Source organism: Streptomyces sp. NPDC101132 (assembly GCF_044759225.1).
GTDB lineage: Bacteria > Actinomycetota > Actinomycetes > Streptomycetales > Streptomycetaceae > Streptomyces.
This window is the reverse complement of the sequence record NZ_JBIVYX010000004.1, coordinates 200,429-216,749: the sequence shown is the minus strand read 5'-3', so window position 1 is coordinate 216,749 and position 16,321 is coordinate 200,429. Positions and strand designations below refer to the sequence as shown.

Genomic DNA, 16,321 nt, shown 5'->3' with positions numbered 1-16,321 from the left:
CCGATTCTCCGGATGTGGGGACAGTGGTGTCACTACGGAAGACACCCGGCACCCCCCGTCCGGTTGCACGGTCCGGGCAGGAAGAAGGGGCGGTACCCGGAGGATCCGGGTACCGCCCCTTCGGCGTCCTGCCGTCGTCGGCGCGACGGTCAGGTCAGCACTCGATGACGTTGACCGCGAGGCCGCCGCGGGCGGTCTCCTTGTACTTGATCTTCATGTCGGCGCCGGTCTCCTTCATGGTCTTGATGACCTTGTCCAGGGAGACCTTGTGGCTGCCGTCGCCGCGCATCGCCATCTTCGCCGCCGTGACGGCCTTCACCGCCGCCATGCCGTTGCGCTCGATGCACGGGATCTGGACCAGGCCGCCGACCGGGTCGCAGGTCAGGCCCAGGTTGTGCTCCATGCCGATCTCGGCCGCGTTCTCCACCTGCTCCGGAGTGCCGCCCAGCACCTCGGCGAGGGCGCCCGCCGCCATCGAGCAGGCCGAGCCGACCTCGCCCTGGCAGCCGACCTCGGCGCCGGAGATCGAGGCGTTCTCCTTGAACAGCATGCCGATCGCGCCCGCCGCGAGGAGGAAGCGGACCACGCCGTCCTCGTCCGCGCCCGGCACGAAGTTCATGTAGTAGTGCAGGACGGCCGGCAGGACGCCCGCGGCGCCGTTGGTCGGGGCGGTCACGACCCGGCCGCCGGCCGCGTTCTCCTCGTTCACCGCCATCGCGTAGATCGTGGTCCACTCGCTGCGGTGCATCATCGGGTCGCCCTCGGTGCGCAGCTGGCGCGCCGTCGAGGCGGCCCGGCGCTTGACCCGGAGGCCGCCGGGGAGGATGCCCTCGCGGGACATGCCGCGCTGGACGCAGGCCTGCATGACCCGCCAGATCTCCAGGAGGCCCTCGCGGATCTCCTCCTCCGTGCGCCAGGCCTTCTCGTTCTCCAGCATCAGCGAGGAGATCGACAGGCCGGTCTCGCGGGTCAGCCGGAGCATCTCGTCGCCGGTGCGGAAGGGGTACTTCAGCACGGTGTCGTCGAGCTTGATCCGGTCCTCGCCGACCGCGTCCTCGTCGACGACGAAGCCGCCGCCGACCGAGTAGTAGGTCTTCTCCAGCAGCGGGGCGCCGGACTCGTCGTACGCGAAGAGGGTCATGCCGTTCGCGTGGTACGGCAGCGAGCGGCGGCGGTGCAGGATCAGCTGGTTCGGCTCGTCGAACGCGATCTCGTGGACGTCCCCTATCTCGGCGCCCAGCAGCCGCAGCCGGCCGTTCTGCCGGATGCGCTCGACCTCGTCGTCGGCCTTCTCGACGTCGACGGTGCGGGGCGAGTAGCCCTCCAGGCCGAGCAGGACGGCCTTGGGGGTGCCGTGGCCGTGCCCGGTCGCGCCCAGCGAGCCGTAGAGCTCCGCGCGCACCGACGCCGTCTGGGCGAGGACGCCGTCCTTCTTCAGGCGGTTCACGAACATCCGGGCCGCCCGCATCGGGCCGACCGTGTGGGAGGAGGACGGACCGATGCCGATGGAGAAGAGGTCGAACACGGAGATGGCCACGGGTCGGACTCCTTTGTCTGCTCGTGGAGGGGGCAGGAGATGGGGATGTGTGCGGATTTTGTCCGACAGACGAGCCTAACCCGTGTGGGTGAACAGCTCGCCTGCCGGACGGTCTCTGGGGGTCAGGCGTGGGACAGCTCACGTTCGCGCTGCCCGGTCGCCCGGGGCTCCCCGGCGGCGGTGTCGCCGTCGAGGACGGGGTCCGGGCCCGGCAGCCCGGCACGGTGGGCCTTGACGCCCGCGTGGACGGCCCAGTGGTAGTGGCCGAGTGCGGCGACCGCGACCAGGGCGACGTCCACGCCGCCCGGGATGCGTCCGGTGCCGCCGAACTCGGTGCTGCCCAGGTAGGACAGCAGGGACAGGGTGCCGAGGAAAGCGACCATCCACCACGCCGGGGCGAACTGCTCGGTCAGGTTCCGGCGGCCCCTGCGGGTCAGGACCAGGGCGGCGATGGGCGCCGCGACCAGGGTCAGGGCGGTGACGATCCCGGTGTTGGGCCACTTCGACCAGTACAGCGCGCAGGCGGCGAAGACGAAGGTCAGCGGGCACAGCACCCGGGCGAAGGGGAGGCGGAAGGGGCGGGGGAGGTCCGGCTTGGTGCGGCGGAAGACGCCGACCGCGACCGGTCCGATCAGGTACGAGATGACCATGGCGGCCGAGATGATCGGCGCCAGGGTCTTCCAGCTGTGGCCGACGGTGACCAGCAGCAGCACGGAGAAGCCCAGGTTCATCCACATGGCCGGGCGGGCCGTGCCGTAGACGGGGTGGGTCTCCTTCAGCTTCTTCGGGAAGAAGCCGGTCTCGGAGAGGTTCTGGACCATGTACGCGGCCGAGGCCACGTTGGCGATGTTGGAGCCGGCGGGGGAGATGAAGGCGCCGAACTGGAGCATCACCACCACCCAGTGGATCATCAGCAGCTGGGCCAGCTCCGCGAAGGGCGAGTTGAAGTTGACCCCGGCCCAGCCGCCGGCCTCCGCCAGGTGCTCCGGCGGTACGGCGCCCAGGAAGGCGGCCTGGAGGGCGAGGTAGATCACCAGCCCCAGGGAGAGCGCGCCGACCAGGGCGACCGGGATGGCCCGGCCGGGGTTCTTGGCGGCGCCCCCGAGGTTGACCACGGCCTGGAAGCCGTTGAAGGCGAAGACCACGCCCGAGGTGGTGACGGCGGTCAGGACGGCCGTCCAGCCGTTGGGGGCGAAGCCGCCGTGGGCGGAGAAGTTCTCCGTGTGGAAGCCCGAGGCGACGAGCGCGGCCACCGCGAGGACCGGGATGGCGAACTTCACCAGGGTGAGCAGGGAGTTGATCTTGGCCAGAAGCTGGACCGACCAGTAGCAGGACAGCCACAGCAGCACCGTCAGCACCAGGGCCACGCCCATGCCGAAGGCGGTCAGCTGGTGGGTCTGCGCGTCGACCAGGTCCTTCGCCCAGCCGAAGCTCCAGGAGGACATGTACTGCGTGGCGGCGATCGACTCGATCGGGATCAGCGAGGCCACCGCGATCCAGACCGCCCAGCCGGTGATGAAGCCCAGCACCGGGCCGTGGCTGATGTGGCCGTAGCGGGCCATGCCGCCCGGGATCGGGTAGGCGGCGCCCACCTCGGCGTACGACATGGCGATCATCCCGATGAAGACCGCCCCGATCACCCACGCCGCCAGCGCCGCGGGGCCGGCCACCTGGGCCGCCGTACCGGCGCCGAACAGCCATCCGGAGCCGAAGATCGAGCCGATGCCGATCATGACCAGGGCGAAGAGACTGAGTCCCTTCCGGTTGCCCGCGCTCATGTCCATGGGTGCCTGCCTGTCGTCCTTGACGGGATGCCTTTATCCGGAGCTTATTTGCCGTTTTTTGGTGTTTTCAGAGGCAAGAGGACGCATCCACCAGGGACGTTGGTCATGAGAAGGGCCCGGCCTGTGGAAACCGAAGGCCGGGCCCGCTCACGTGCCGCACGCGGCGGCGGGTCCGCTTACAGCGAGGGGTACAGCGGGTGCTTCGCGGCCAGCGCCGACACGCGGGCCTTGAGGGCCTCGGCGTCGTACGTGGGCTTCAGGGCCTCCGCGATGATGTCGGCGACCTCGGTGAAGTCCTCGGCCTGGAAGCCGCGGGTGGCCAGCGCCGGCGTGCCGATGCGCAGACCCGAGGTGACCATCGGCGGCCGCGGGTCGTTCGGGATCGCGTTCCGGTTGACCGTGATGCCGACCTCGTGGAGGCGGTCCTCGGCCTGCTGGCCGTCCAGCTCCGAGTTGCGCAGGTCCACCAGGACCAGGTGCACGTCGGTGCCGCCGGTGAGGACGTCCACGCCGACGGCCTTGGCGTCGTCCTGGACCAGGCGCTCGGCGATGATCTTCGCGCCGGCCAGGGTGCGCTCCTGGCGCTCCTTGAACTCGGGCGAGGCGGCGACCTTGAAGGAGACCGCCTTGGCCGCGATCACGTGCTCCAGCGGACCGCCCTGCTGACCCGGGAAGACCGCGGAGTTGATCTTCTTGGCCAGCTCCTGCGTCGACAGGATGACACCGCCGCGCGGACCGCCCAGGGTCTTGTGCGTGGTGGTGGTGACGACGTGGGCGTGCGGCACCGGGTTCGGGTGCAGGCCCGCGGCCACCAGGCCGGCGAAGTGCGCCATGTCGACCATCAGGTACGCGCCGACCTCGTCCGCGATGCGGCGGAAGGCGGCGAAGTCCAGCTGGCGCGGGTACGCGGACCAGCCGGCGACGATCAGCTGCGGCTTCGACTCCTTGGCGAGGCGCTCGACCTCGGCCATGTCGACCTGGCCGTCCTCACCGACGTGGTACGGGACCACGTTGTAGAGCTTGCCGGAGAAGTTGATCTTCATGCCGTGGGTCAGGTGACCGCCGTGGGCCAGGTTCAGGCCCATGATCGTGTCGCCCGGCTTCAGCAGCGCGAACATCGCGGCGGCGTTGGCCTGCGCGCCCGAGTGGGGCTGCACGTTGGCCGCCTCGGCACCGAACAGCGCCTTGATGCGGTCGATCGCGATCTGCTCGACCACGTCGACGTGCTCGCAGCCGCCGTAGTAGCGGCGGCCCGGGTAGCCCTCGGCGTACTTGTTGGTCAGGACCGAGCCCTGGGCCTCCATGACCGCGACCGGAGCGAAGTTCTCCGAGGCGATCATCTCGAGGGTGGACTGCTGGCGGTGGAGCTCGGCGTCGACGGCGGCCGCGACGTCCGGGTCCAGCTCGTGAAGGGGAGTGTTCAGAACAGACATCAGGATCCCTCGGTCGGTTCAGCCCGCGAAGTCGGTGTACTCGTCGGCGGAGAGCAGGTCGGCCGGCTCCTCGGAGACGCGGACCTTGAACAGCCAGCCGCCCTCGAAGGGGGCGCTGTTCACCAGGGCCGGGTCGTCGACGACGTCCTGGTTGGCCTCGACGACCTCGCCGGTGACGGGGGAGTACAGGTCGCTGACCGACTTGGTGGACTCCAGCTCGCCGCAGGTCTCGCCCGCGGTCACCGTGGAACCCACCTCGGGGAGCTGGGCGTAGACGACGTCACCGAGCGCGTTGGCCGCGAACTCCGTGATGCCGACCGTCGCGACGCCGTCCTCGGCGGCCGACAGCCACTCGTGCTCCTTGGTGTAACGCAGCTGCTGGGGGTTGCTCATGACCTGATTCTCCTGGATGCGGGGGACTGCTGATGAACGGATGTCTTGGAGGGTGAGACGAACGCCGCGACGGATTCCCGGGCGGGGATCGTCACTTCTGCCGCTTGTAGAACGGCAGGGCCACGACCTCGTACGGCTCATGCGTACCGCGGATGTCGACGCCGACACCGGAGGTGCCCGGCGCGGCGTGCGCGGCGTCCACGTACGCCATGGCGATCGGCTTGCCCAGCGTCGGGGACGGGGCGCCGGAGGTGACCTCGCCGATGACCTGGCCGTCGGCGACCACGGAGAAGCCGGCGCGCGGGACGCGGCGGCCCTCGGCGATCAGGCCGACCAGCTTGCGCGGCGGGTTGGTCGCGGCGCGCTCGGCGGCGGCCTCCAGCGCGGCGCGGCCGACGAAGTCGCCCTCCTTCTCGAACTTCACCACTCGGCCGAGACCCGCGTCGAAGGGGGTCAGGGAGGTGGTCAGCTCATGCCCGTACAGCGGCATGCCCGCCTCCAGGCGCAGGGTGTCGCGGCAGGACAGGCCCGCCGGGACCAGGCCGACGCCCTCGCCGGCCTTCAGCAGCGCGTTCCACAGCTCGACCGCGTGCTCGGGCTTGACGAACAGCTCGAAGCCGTCCTCGCCGGTGTAGCCGGTGCGGGCGATCAGCGCGGGGACACCGGCGACGGTGCCCGGCAGGCCCGCGTAGTACTTCAGGTTGTCCAGGTCGGCGTCGGTGAGCGACTTCAGGATGCCGGGGGACTCCGGGCCCTGGACGGCCACCAGCGCGTACGCGTCGCGGTCGTCGCGGACCTCGGCGTCGAAGCCGGCGGCGCGCTCGGTGATCGCGTCGAGGACGACCTGGGCGTTCGAGGCGTTGGCGACGACCATGTACTCGGTCTCGCCCAGGCGGTAGACGATCAGGTCGTCCAGGATGCCGCCGTCCTCCTGGCAGATCATCGTGTAGCGGGCGCGGCCCACGCCGACCGTGGAGATGTTGCCCACCAGCGCGTGGTCGAGGACCTTCACGGCCTCGGCGCCGGTCACGGTGATCTCGCCCATGTGGGAGAGGTCGAAGAGGCCGGCCTTGGTGCGCACGGCGTTGTGCTCGTCGCGCTCGCTCGCGTACCGCAGCGGCATGTCCCAGCCCGCGAAGTCGGTCATCGTGGCACCGAGGGAGCGGTGCACGGCGTCGAGGGCGGTCAGACGGGGGGTGTTCGTCATAGGGGTGGCTCCCAGGGCAGGCCCGCATGAGTGACTGAAGGACGTTCCTCCCCATCTGTCATCGGAACCTGAGAGGTTCGTCACGACCGCACGCCCGTACGAACGTAAGGCGACTGCGGGGTGACTTGCACCTTGGGTGGAGCCGGGGACAGGCGGTGGACGTGCCTGCCGGGCTCGCTTTTCAGATGTGCCTCGCCCGCGCGGTATCGGGGCCTGAGAGATTCAAGGGAGGGTCTTGCTCCTTCGGCGTCCGGGGCGGCGGTCGTACGACTGCGGTGCCCGGCACTCTCCCGCGCGGATTCAAGCGGCCTGTATGGAGTTGGCGCGCACATCATTGCACGCGTCCGCCGGGAACGGGGGGCCCGGGGCCCGGCGGAATCACCCGCGGGCGGTCAGCGGGCGGTCAGCGGGCGGTCAGTGGGCGGACAAGGGGGAGACCGGAGCGGGCGGCGGTGGGAGGCTGGGGGGACCGCGGAGGGACCGCGGGGCGAGTGGGGGGACGGGTCCCGGACGGAACCGGGGCGGTCGGATTACCGTCTCTTTACACTCAGTGGGCAAGGGTCCCGTGACCCTTCCTCCCGGCCTCCGCCGGGAGGGGCCCCCAGGGGAGGCGAGCACTGTGCGGATCTTCGGAGCGGTGGCGGGCGGTGCGCGTGCCCTGCCGGACGGGGCACGCCCCGGAGCGGGCGGCCCCGGGGCGACCGCGCGCCCCGGACCCGGCGGCGCCGGGGGAGGCCAGGGCCTTGCACCGGCGGGCCCCGGGGAGGCCCCGGAGGCTGCCGGACGCGTGGCGGCCGCGCCGGCGGCGGTTCCCGCGGCCCAGGCGGCGGCTCCCGCGGTGCCGGCCGCGGTCCCCGCGGTGCCGGCCGCCGCTCCGGCCGTACCGGCCCAGCCGGGGGCGCGCGAGGCGTCCCGGGCACTGCCGCCGCGGACGGTGGTCCGCCCCGGTCCCGAGGGCGTCTGCGACCTGCGGGGTACGGGCGCGCGCGGCCCGGCCCGGCTGGAGTTCGCCGCCGGGGACGTGGTGGTGGTCTCCGGGCTGCCGGGCAGCGGCAAGAGCACGCTGATGAAGCGGGCCGTCGCGGGGCGCGGCATCGACTCCCAGGACGTGCGCGAGCGCTGGGAGCGGCGCATGCCGGCCCTCCTGCCGTACGCGGTCTACCGCCCCGTGGTCAGGGCGGCCCACTACACCGGCCTCTGGCGGGCCCTGCGCTCCGGCGAGAGCCTGGTCGTCCACGACTGCGGCACGCAGGCCTGGGTCCGCGGGCTGCTGGCCCGTGCCGCCCGGCGGCGCGGCCGTGGCCTGCACCTGCTGCTGCTGGACGCGAGCCCCGAGGAGGCGCTGTCCGGCCAGGCCGCGCGGGGCCGCGGCGTCTCCGCGTACGCGTTCCTGCGCCACCGCCGTACGGTCGCCCGCCTCCTCTCCACCGCCGAGGGCGGCGGCCCGCCGGCCGGCTGCGCCTCGGTCACGCTCCTCGACCGTCCCGCGGCAGCCCGTCTCACGCGGGTGGGCTTCGGGGGATGACGGGCGGCCGCCCGGGGCCCGGGACCGGTAGGGTCGGGGCGGCACGCGGAGAGGACGACCGGGGTGGACATGACCAGCGGCACGCACGACGGCACCTACGGCGGCGCCGGCCTGGCCGGGCACGGGTGGCCCGCTAACGAGCTCGAGGAGACCCTCGGCGCCTCCCTCGGCAACCCGGGCGCGGGCGGCCGCATCGTCGAGGTGCTCGGCCGCAGCCAGCTCTGGATCCCGCTGCCCGAGGGCGGCGGACCCGACAGCCCCAGCCTCCGGCTGCCCACCCTGGAGCTCGACGGCGCCCCCTACGTGCCCGTCTACAGCTCCCAGCAGCAGTTCGAGCAGTGCGCCGGCCCCCAGATGCCCTTCACCGTGGCCCCCGCGGTCGAGTTCGCCCGCGGCCTGCCCCCGCAGCTCGGCATCGCCGTGAACCCCGAGGGCGCCGTCGGCGTCCCCCTGCCGCCCCCCGCGGTCGCCGAGCTGTGCCGCGCCGGGCGCACCGCGCTCGACGGCCCCGCCAGCGGCGGCCGGGTCCGGCTCTTCGAACCGGACTGGCAGGAGGACCCGGTCGACTTCCTCGCCGCGGCCGGCGAGGAGTTCCGCGCCACCGGTGTGGTCGCCTCGGCCCGCCGCTGCCTGGCGAGCATCGAGGGCGGCGACCCGGTCCTCTTCATCGGGGTGCAGTTCCTGAACTGGGAACTGGCCGACAGCAACGCCCCCATGGAGGCCCTCGGCCGCGCCCTGGCCCGGGTCCGGCCGGCCTGGCAGGTGAACCTGCTGCTCCTCGACGTGGCCCAGGACCCGGTCGGCGACTGGATGCTGGAGCGCGTACGCCCCTTCTACCTGCCCTGAGCGGCAGCGGGGACCGTAAGCTGTTTTCCGTTGCAGGCCGCACCCGGACGCCGGGCGGCCGACACGCGTGACGTCGGGCGGACGAAGAGGGGTACCGGGTGAGTGCGTCAGGCACGGCCGCGGCAGGCCAGGTCGAGCACATGCTGCGCCAGGTCACGCCCGGGCGCTACGAGACCTACGAGGCGCTGCTCCAGGCGCTGGCCGACGGGCAGCTGTGGATGCTGCTCTGGCACGGCCGGCCCGGGTCGCCCGACGCCCAGTACGGCGGCATGGAGGTCGAGGGCCTGGGCTACGCGCCCTGCGTGACCTCCGCCGCGGAACTCGCCGCCAGCGGCTGGAACCGCGCGTACGAGGTGGTCAGCGGCCGTGAGGTGGCCCGCTCCCTGTACCCCGAGCGCTGGGGGATCTGGCTCAACCCGCACGCCAGCGGCGGCGGCCTCGGCGTCCCGTGGGCCGACCTGCGGCGCATCGCCACCGGCCTGGACCGGATGCCGGCCGGCCCGCTGCGGATCTCCGAGCCGGCCATCGAACTCCCGCAGTTCTACGCCCTGCTCACGCAGCACGCGCACCGCACCACCGCCGTCCGCTCGCTGCGCCGCGCCTGGGTGCAGCCGGCGCTCGGGACCCCGTACCTCGCGATCGGCCTCGACCTCTACGACACCTCCGCGCCGGCGGTCGAGTCGGTGCGGGACATGATGCGCCGGGCCGTCTCCGCCGTTCCCGACGGGCTCCCCGTGTCCACCGTCGCGCTCGCCGACGAGCACGATCCGGTGGCGATGTGGCTGCGCGCGCAGGCCCGCCCCTTCTACGACCGCGAGGCGCACGCCCCGGCGTACTGACCCCCGCCCGGCCCCCGCGCCGGTCCGGTGCCCCGCCTGCCGGGTGGCCGGAATGTGAGACGGGCATCTCGAAGGCCGTACCGATCCGCATCGGTGCGGCCTTTGCCGTATGTCCGGCTCCGGGCGGTTGGTTCCGCCCAAAAAGCGCACCCGAAAGGGCAGTTGGGCCCGATGTCCGATCCGCGCCGATCGGCCGGTGTTGCTCCGCTGAGCCGCGCGCTTGGTCCGGATAACGGAAGGTATCGAGCCACATCACGGTTGCGCATCACATCCCCGTCGGGTCTGGCGGGTGATCGCGCGACCGTTGAAGACTCCCCCCACCAAGAGCTGCGAACCTGCAACCACCTGCTCTTCACGTGCACTTCAGCAGCCCTTTTCCAGCCAGCACACGCAGCAACATCAGCCAGCAATCGCACCATCAGCGACACCGATGTGAACCAAGCCGCTACAGCGGCGGGCATGGGCCGGCCACCCGTCGGCCGAGAGGGGTCCCCACCACGATGACGGCACCACTGCACGACACAGCCGCGGACGAGATCGCAGCCGTCGCCGCCGAAGTCCCTGCCAAGGCCATCGAAGGTCGTTCGCCCGGCAAGATCGCGTGGATGCGCCTCAAGCGCGACAAGGTCGCCCTGACCGGCGGCTTCGTCGTGATCTTCCTGATCCTGGTCGCGGTGTTCGCACCGCAGATCGTCAGCCTCCTCGGCCACCCGCCGAACGAGTTCCACGAGGACATGCTCGACCCCGACCTGGGCATCCCGAAGGGCGCCTTCGGCGGCATCAGTTCGGACTTCCTGCTCGGCGTCGAGCCGACCAACGGACGCGACGTCTTCAGCCGGATCGTCTACGGTTCGCGCATCTCGCTGCTCGTCGCCTTCCTCGCCGCGTTCGTCTCCGTGGTCCTGGGCAGCATCCTGGGAGCCCTGGCCGGCTTCCTCGGCGGCTGGGTCGACGCGGCCATCAGCCGCACGATGGACCTGCTGCTCGCCTTCCCGCAGCTGCTGTTCACGATCGCGCTGGTCTCGGTGGTCCCCAACGAGCTGTGGGGCCTGACCGGCACGGGCGTCCGGATGGGCGTGCTGATCGTGGTCATCGGCTTCTTCGGCTGGCCGTACATCGGACGCATCGTCCGCGGCCAGACCATCTCGCTCCGCGAGCGGGAGTACGTCGAGGCCGCCCGTTCCCTGGGCGCCGGCCGCGGCTACATCCTCTTCAAGGAACTGCTCCCCAACCTGGTCGCCCCGATCCTCGTCTACACGACGCTGATCATCCCGACCAACATCCTCACCGAGGCGGCCCTGAGCTTCCTGGGCGCGGGCGTCAAGCCCCCCACCCCTTCCTGGGGAAAGATGCTCTCCGACGCGCTGCCCCTCTACCAGGCGGACCCCATGTCGATGGTGGTCCCCGGTGTCGCGATCTTCCTCACCGTCCTGGCGTTCAACCTCTTCGGGGACGGGCTGCGTGACGCACTCGACCCCAAGGGCAGCTGAACCGTTTCACCTGATTCACCTGAATCCATTCCTGGAGGTTGGAACACAGTGATCCGCAGAAAGCAGGCAGTCGCGATCGCCGCCACGGTGGCTGCGCTGTCCCTCACGGCCACCGCGTGCGGCGGCGGCTCGGATGAAGGCAAGGGCAAGGAAGGCGGCTCCTCCAACGCCGCGTTCAACGCCGCGACCACCGGTGTCGTGAACCCGTCCGACAAGAAGGGCGGCGAGCTCAAGCTCTGGTCGCCCCAGGACGTCGACTACCTCGACCCGGCGCGTGCCTACTACGGCTTCGTCTGGAACCTGCAGCGCCTCTACATCCGCCAGCTGCTCGCGTACGACAGCAAGCCGGGCAAGGACGGCACCAAGCTGGTCCCGGACCTCGCCGAGGCCCTGCCGGTCCTGAGCAACGGCGGCAAGACCTACACGCTGAAGCTCAAGGACGGCGTGAAGTTCGAGGACGGCACGCCGATCACCTCGAAGGACATCAAGTACGGCATCGAGCGCGTCTTCGCGCAGGACGTCCTCTCCGGCGGTCCGACCTACCTGATCGACGTCCTTGACCAGGGCCAGAAGTACCCCGGCCCGTACAAGGACAAGGACCCCAACAAGATGGGTCTGAAGTCGGTCCAGACGCCGGACGACAAGACCATCGTCTTCAACCTGGCGAAGCCGAACTCGGACTTCTCCTACCTGCTGGCCATGCCGTCCTCCTCGCCGGTCCCGGCCGCGAAGGACACGGGCGCCAAGTACACCAACGCCCCGATCTCCACGGGCCCGTACAAGGTCACCAGCTTCACCGCGAGCAAGGGCGCCACCTTCGAGCGCAACCCGAACTGGGACCCGAAGACCGACACGATCCGCAAGGGTCTGCCGGACAAGGTCTCGTTCACGGTGACCACCAACGCCGAGGACATGGACGCGCGCCTGCTCAACGGCGACATCGACCTCGCCGTCGACGGCACCGGTGTCCAGCAGGCCGCCAAGATCAAGATCCTGCAGGACCCGAAGCTGAAGAAGAACGCGGACAACCCGTTCACGGGCTACATCCGCTACTTCGTCTTCCCGCAGACGGTCAAGCCGTTCGACAACATCGAGTGCCGCAAGGCCGTCATCTACGCGGCCAACCCGAAGTCCCTGCAGACCGCCCGCGGCGGCCCGACCTCGGGTGACCTCGGCGCGAACATGCTGCCTCCGGGCATCCCGGGCTCCGACAAGTCGTACGACCCGTACGGCCTGACCGGTGGCGCCCCGCAGGTCGACAAGGCCAAGGCCGCCCTGGCCGCCTGCGGCCAGCCGAACGGCTTCAAGACCACGATCGCGGTCCGCAACAACCGCGCCGCCGAGGTCAAGACCGCCGAGTCGCTCCAGGAGTCGCTGAAGGCCGTCGGCATCGAGGCCTCCATCGACCAGTACGACGGCAAGCTCTCCTCCTCCACGATCGGCTCGCCCGAGAACGTGAAGAAGAAGGGCTACGGCATCATCGTCATGGGCTGGGGTGCCGACTACAACTCCGGCTCCGGCTTCCTGCAGCCGCTGGTCGACGGCAGCTTCATCCTGCCGAACGGCAACAACAACTACTCCATGCTGAACGACCCCGAGGTCAACGGGCTGTTCGACAAGGCCGCCGACGCCGCCACCCCGGAAGAGGCCGCCCCGTTCTACACGGACATCAACAAGAAGGTCATGGAGAAGGCGCTCTACCTGCCGATCAACTTCGACAAGGCCTTCGTCTACCACAACCCGCGCCTGACGAACGTCTACTTCAACGAGTCGATGGGCAAGATCGACCTCGCCACCGTGGGTGTCGTCAAGTAACAGCAGGACATGTGCCTTCACCACACATGCGCTAGTTCGAAGGGCAGGTGAAGGCCGCAGGCGGCGGCTGCCGTCCCCACAAGGGACGGCGGCCGCCCGCCCGAGCGGCCGACTGCAGTGCTCGTCTACCTCATTCGGCGGCTCTTCAATGTCGTCGCCACGCTGCTGGTGGTCTCCGCGGTCACCTTCGGCATCTTCTTCGCGGTGCCGAAAATCACCGGCAGCGACCCGGCTCTGATGTACGCCGGCCGCGAGACCAACGAAACGGCTCTTCAGGGCATCCGCGTCAAGATGGGCTTCGACAAGTCCATCCCTGAGCAGTACGGAATCTTCCTCAAGGGCATCGTCGCCGGCCGCGACTACAACCAGGGCACGGAGGTAACGCACTGCCCCGCGCCGTGCTTCGGCTACTCGTTCAAGGCCGAGCAGCCGGTGTGGGAGATGCTGCTCGACCGCATTCCCGTCACCCTCTCCCTCGCGAGCGGAGCGGTGATCCTCTGGGTCATCGGCGGTGTGCTCACCGGCGTGATCTCCGCACTCAGGAGAGGCACGATCTGGGACCGGTTCACCATGATCGGTGCCCTGGCCGGCGTGTCCCTGCCCATCTACTTCACGGGCATGCTGGCGACCGCGATCTTCGTCTACTCCCTCCAGTGGCTGGACGCGAGTGAGTACGCGCCGCTCGTCGACGATCCGGCGGCCTGGTTCAACAGCATGCTGCTGCCCTGGATCACACTGGCCTTCCTCTTCGCCGCGACGTACGCCCGCATCACCCGGGCCACCATGCTCGAAGTCCTGGGCGAGGACTACATCCGGACGGCCCGCGCCAAGGGCCTCAAGGAGAACGTGGTCATCGGGAAGCACGCGCTGCGCTCCACCCTGACCCCGGTCCTCACCCTCGTCGGCCTCGACCTGGGCGGTCTGCTCGGCGGCGCCGTCCTCACCGAGTCGACCTTCAACTTCCCCGGCCTCGGCACCGCCGCGGTCGGCGCGATCAGCCAGGGCGACCTGCCCGTGATCATGGGCGTGACCCTGGTCGCCGCCTTCTTCATCGTGATGGCCAACCTGATCGTGGACATCATGTACTCCGTCGTAGACCCGCGCGTGAGGCTGACGTGACCGAGACCCCGCTGAACAACGAAGGCGCCCAGGTCGCGGGAACCGCCACCGGCCCGGTCGGCATCCCCGAGCAGGCCGGCCCCCGCCCGGAGGCCTTCCTCTCGGTCCGCGACCTCAAGGTCCACTTCCCGACCGACGACGGCATCGTGAAGTCCGTCGACGGCCTCTCCTTCGACCTGGAGCGCGGCAAGACCCTCGGCATCGTGGGCGAGTCCGGCTCCGGCAAGTCGGTCACCTCGCTCGCCGTCATGGGCCTGCACCGGACCGGCCACAGCCGCAACCGCCCGCAGATCTCCGGCGAGATCTGGCTGGACGGCCAGGAGCTGCTGCGCGCCGACGCCGACGACGTACGGCAGCTGCGCGGCCGCAAGATGGCGATGGTCTTCCAGGACCCGCTGTCCGCGATGCACCCGTACTACTCGGTGGGCTCCCAGATCGTCGAGGCGTACCGGAACCACAACGACGTCGACAAGAAGACCGCGCGCAAGCGTGCGATCGAGATGCTCGACCGGGTCGGCATCCCCGAGCCGGGCAAGCGCGTCGACGCGTACCCGCACGAGTTCTCCGGCGGCATGCGCCAGCGCGCCATGATCGCCATGGGTCTGGTCAACAACCCCGAGCTGCTGATCGCGGACGAGCCGACCACCGCCCTGGACGTCACCGTCCAGGCGCAGATCCTCGACCTCATCCGGGACCTCCAGAAGGAGTTCGGCTCGGCGGTCATCATGATCACGCACGACCTCGGCGTGGTCGCCGAGATGGCCGACGACATCCTCGTGATGTACGGCGGCCGGTGCGTCGAGCGCGGCACGGCCGAGAAGGTCTTCTACGAGCCCCGGCACCCCTACACCTGGGGTCTGCTGGGCTCCATGCCGCGCATCGACCGCGACCAGACCGAGCGGCTCATCCCGGTCAAGGGCTCGCCGCCCAGCCTCATCAACATCCCCAGCGGCTGTGCCTTCAACCCGCGCTGCCCGTACGCCGACGTGCCCAAGGGCGGGGTCACCCGCACCGTGCGGCCCGAGCTGACGGACGACGGGACGAAGCACTGGTCCGCCTGCCACATGTCGCAGGAGGAGCGGACCCGGATCTGGACCGAAGAGATTGCGCCGAAGCTGTGACCGACATGAAGAAGACGGACGCGGCCACCGTCCCCGCGCAGGCCACCGCCTCGCCCGAGCCGCTGCTGAGGGTCTCCGGTCTGACCAAGCACTTCCCCATCAACAAGGGGCTGCTGCGGCGCCAGGTCGGCGCGGTCAAGGCCGTCGACGGCCTCGACTTCGAGGTCTACCCGGGTGAGACCCTCGGCGTGGTCGGCGAGTCCGGATGCGGCAAGTCGACCATGGGCCGGCTGATCACGCGGCTGCTCGAACCGACCGGCGGAAAGGTCGAGTTCGAGGGCAAGGACATCACGCACCTCGGCGTCTCGGGCATGCGCCCGCTGCGCCGCGACGTGCAGATGATCTTCCAGGACCCGTACGGCTCGCTGAACCCGCGCCACACGGTCGGCACGATCATCAGCGCCCCCTTCAAGCTCCAGGGCATCGAGCCCGAGGGCGGCCTGAAGCAGGAGGTCCAGCGCCTGCTCAGCCTCGTGGGCCTGAACCCGGAGCACTACAACCGCTACCCCCACGAGTTCTCCGGCGGCCAGCGCCAGCGCATCGGCATCGCCCGCGCGCTCGCGCTCAAGCCGAAGCTCGTGGTCGCGGACGAGCCAGTCTCGGCCCTCGACGTGTCGATCCAGGCGCAGGTGGTCAACCTGCTGGACGACCTCCAGGACGAGCTGGGCCTCACGTACGTGATCATCGCGCACGACCTGTCGGTCATCCGGCACGTCTCGGACCGCATCGCGGTCATGTACCTCGGCAAGATGGTCGAGCTGACCGACCGCAAGTCGCTGTACGAGGCGCCGATGCACCCGTACACCAAGGCGCTGCTGTCGGCCGTGCCGGTGCCGGACCCGAAGCGCCGCGGCGCCAAGACCGGCCGCATCCTGCTCAAGGGCGACGTGCCCTCGCCGATCTCGCCGCCGAGCGGCTGCCGGTTCCACACCCGGTGCTGGAAGGCCACGCAGATCTGCAAGACCACCGAGCCGCCGCTGCTGGCGCTCAAGACCGGCCACCAGGTCGCCTGCCACCACCCGGAGAACGCTCCGGACCAGGCCCCGGGCGACCCGGCGCTGCCGGAGGCGGTGGACGCCGCCGAGTAGACGGGGGTGCGGGGGGGGCCGGGGGGGGGCCCCCGCCCCCCCCCCCCCCCCCCCCGGGGGGGGCGGCCCCCGCCCCCCCCCCCGTGGGGGGGTCCGGGAACAACCCACGTAAAAAACCCCCCCC

Annotated in this window: 13 protein-coding genes and 1 riboswitch; of the genes, 8 read left to right on the top strand and 5 right to left on the bottom strand. The window is 70.6% G+C overall.

Annotated elements, in window-relative coordinates; all coding sequences use genetic code 11:
- Positions 1-154: 154 nt before the first annotated feature.
- From ACIQUR_RS11440 to gcvT, 5 genes are all read right to left on the bottom strand, one after another.
- On the bottom strand, positions 155-1,537 hold the full coding sequence (locus tag ACIQUR_RS11440; protein ID WP_399948820.1) for an L-serine ammonia-lyase: 1,383 nt from the start codon (positions 1,535-1,537) through the stop codon (positions 155-157).
- A 122-nt stretch (positions 1,538-1,659) separates the two neighbouring features.
- A complete protein-coding gene (locus tag ACIQUR_RS11435; RefSeq protein ID WP_403661932.1) occupies positions 1,660-3,321 on the bottom strand; it encodes an APC family permease in 1,662 nt (553 codons plus the stop codon).
- A gap of 176 nt (positions 3,322-3,497) precedes the next feature.
- On the bottom strand, positions 3,498-4,754 hold the full coding sequence (glyA, locus tag ACIQUR_RS11430; protein WP_403661929.1) for a serine hydroxymethyltransferase: 1,257 nt from the start codon (positions 4,752-4,754) through the stop codon (positions 3,498-3,500).
- Positions 4,755-4,772: 18 nt separating this feature from the next.
- Positions 4,773-5,147, bottom strand: coding sequence for a glycine cleavage system protein GcvH (gene gcvH / locus ACIQUR_RS11425; protein ID WP_399948826.1), 375 nt, complete (start codon positions 5,145-5,147; stop codon positions 4,773-4,775).
- A 91-nt stretch (positions 5,148-5,238) separates the two neighbouring features.
- On the bottom strand, positions 5,239-6,354 hold the full coding sequence (gcvT, locus tag ACIQUR_RS11420; RefSeq protein ID WP_403661926.1) for a glycine cleavage system aminomethyltransferase GcvT: 1,116 nt from the start codon (positions 6,352-6,354) through the stop codon (positions 5,239-5,241).
- 191 nt (positions 6,355-6,545) lie between these two features.
- Positions 6,546-6,657: riboswitch (glycine riboswitch) on the bottom strand.
- Positions 6,658-7,141: 484 nt separating this feature from the next.
- Between gcvT and ACIQUR_RS11415 the strand changes: the two genes are divergently transcribed.
- The 8 genes from ACIQUR_RS11415 (at position 7,142) to ACIQUR_RS11380 (ending at position 16,197) form a co-directional block, all read left to right on the top strand.
- Positions 7,142-7,879, top strand: coding sequence for an AAA family ATPase (locus ACIQUR_RS11415; protein ID WP_403661923.1), 738 nt, complete (start codon positions 7,142-7,144; stop codon positions 7,877-7,879).
- 69 nt (positions 7,880-7,948) lie between these two features.
- Positions 7,949-8,725: an enhanced serine sensitivity protein SseB gene (locus ACIQUR_RS11410; protein WP_403662673.1), complete on the top strand. Its 777-nt coding sequence runs from the start codon at positions 7,949-7,951 to the stop codon at positions 8,723-8,725.
- A 98-nt stretch (positions 8,726-8,823) separates the two neighbouring features.
- Positions 8,824-9,564, top strand: a complete 741-nt coding sequence (locus tag ACIQUR_RS11405; RefSeq protein WP_403661920.1) for an enhanced serine sensitivity protein SseB C-terminal domain-containing protein — start codon at positions 8,824-8,826, stop codon at positions 9,562-9,564.
- Positions 9,565-10,064: 500 nt separating this feature from the next.
- Positions 10,065-11,054, top strand: coding sequence for an ABC transporter permease (locus ACIQUR_RS11400; protein ID WP_403661917.1), 990 nt, complete (start codon positions 10,065-10,067; stop codon positions 11,052-11,054).
- A 48-nt stretch (positions 11,055-11,102) separates the two neighbouring features.
- Positions 11,103-12,869, top strand: a complete 1,767-nt coding sequence (locus ACIQUR_RS11395; protein ID WP_403661914.1) for an ABC transporter substrate-binding protein — start codon at positions 11,103-11,105, stop codon at positions 12,867-12,869.
- A gap of 117 nt (positions 12,870-12,986) precedes the next feature.
- Positions 12,987-13,988 carry an ABC transporter permease gene (locus ACIQUR_RS11390; protein WP_399948835.1) on the top strand — a complete coding sequence of 334 codons (1,002 nt, stop codon included), beginning with the start codon at positions 12,987-12,989 and terminating at the stop codon, positions 13,986-13,988.
- A gap of 62 nt (positions 13,989-14,050) precedes the next feature.
- Entirely contained in the window at positions 14,051-15,109 is a 1,059-nt protein-coding gene (locus tag ACIQUR_RS11385; protein WP_399948999.1) for an ABC transporter ATP-binding protein, read from the top strand.
- A gap of 5 nt (positions 15,110-15,114) precedes the next feature.
- Entirely contained in the window at positions 15,115-16,197 is a 1,083-nt protein-coding gene (locus ACIQUR_RS11380; protein WP_403661910.1) for an ABC transporter ATP-binding protein, read from the top strand.
- The last annotated feature ends 124 nt before the right edge of the window (positions 16,198-16,321 follow it).

Coding starts and splice junctions, on each gene's coding strand:
- ACIQUR_RS11435 (WP_403661932.1), bottom strand. CDS start 3,321: ATGGACATGAGCGCGGGCAACCGGAAGGGACTCAGTCTCTTCGCCCTG.
- glyA (WP_403661929.1), bottom strand. CDS start 4,754: ATGTCTGTTCTGAACACTCCCCTTCACGAGCTGGACCCGGACGTCGCG.
- gcvH (WP_399948826.1), bottom strand. CDS start 5,147: ATGAGCAACCCCCAGCAGCTGCGTTACACCAAGGAGCACGAGTGGCTG.
- gcvT (WP_403661926.1), bottom strand. CDS start 6,354: ATGACGAACACCCCCCGTCTGACCGCCCTCGACGCCGTGCACCGCTCC.
- ACIQUR_RS11410 (WP_403662673.1), top strand. CDS start 7,949: ATGACCAGCGGCACGCACGACGGCACCTACGGCGGCGCCGGCCTGGCC.
- ACIQUR_RS11400 (WP_403661917.1), top strand. CDS start 10,065: ATGACGGCACCACTGCACGACACAGCCGCGGACGAGATCGCAGCCGTC.
- ACIQUR_RS11380 (WP_403661910.1), top strand. CDS start 15,115: ATGAAGAAGACGGACGCGGCCACCGTCCCCGCGCAGGCCACCGCCTCG.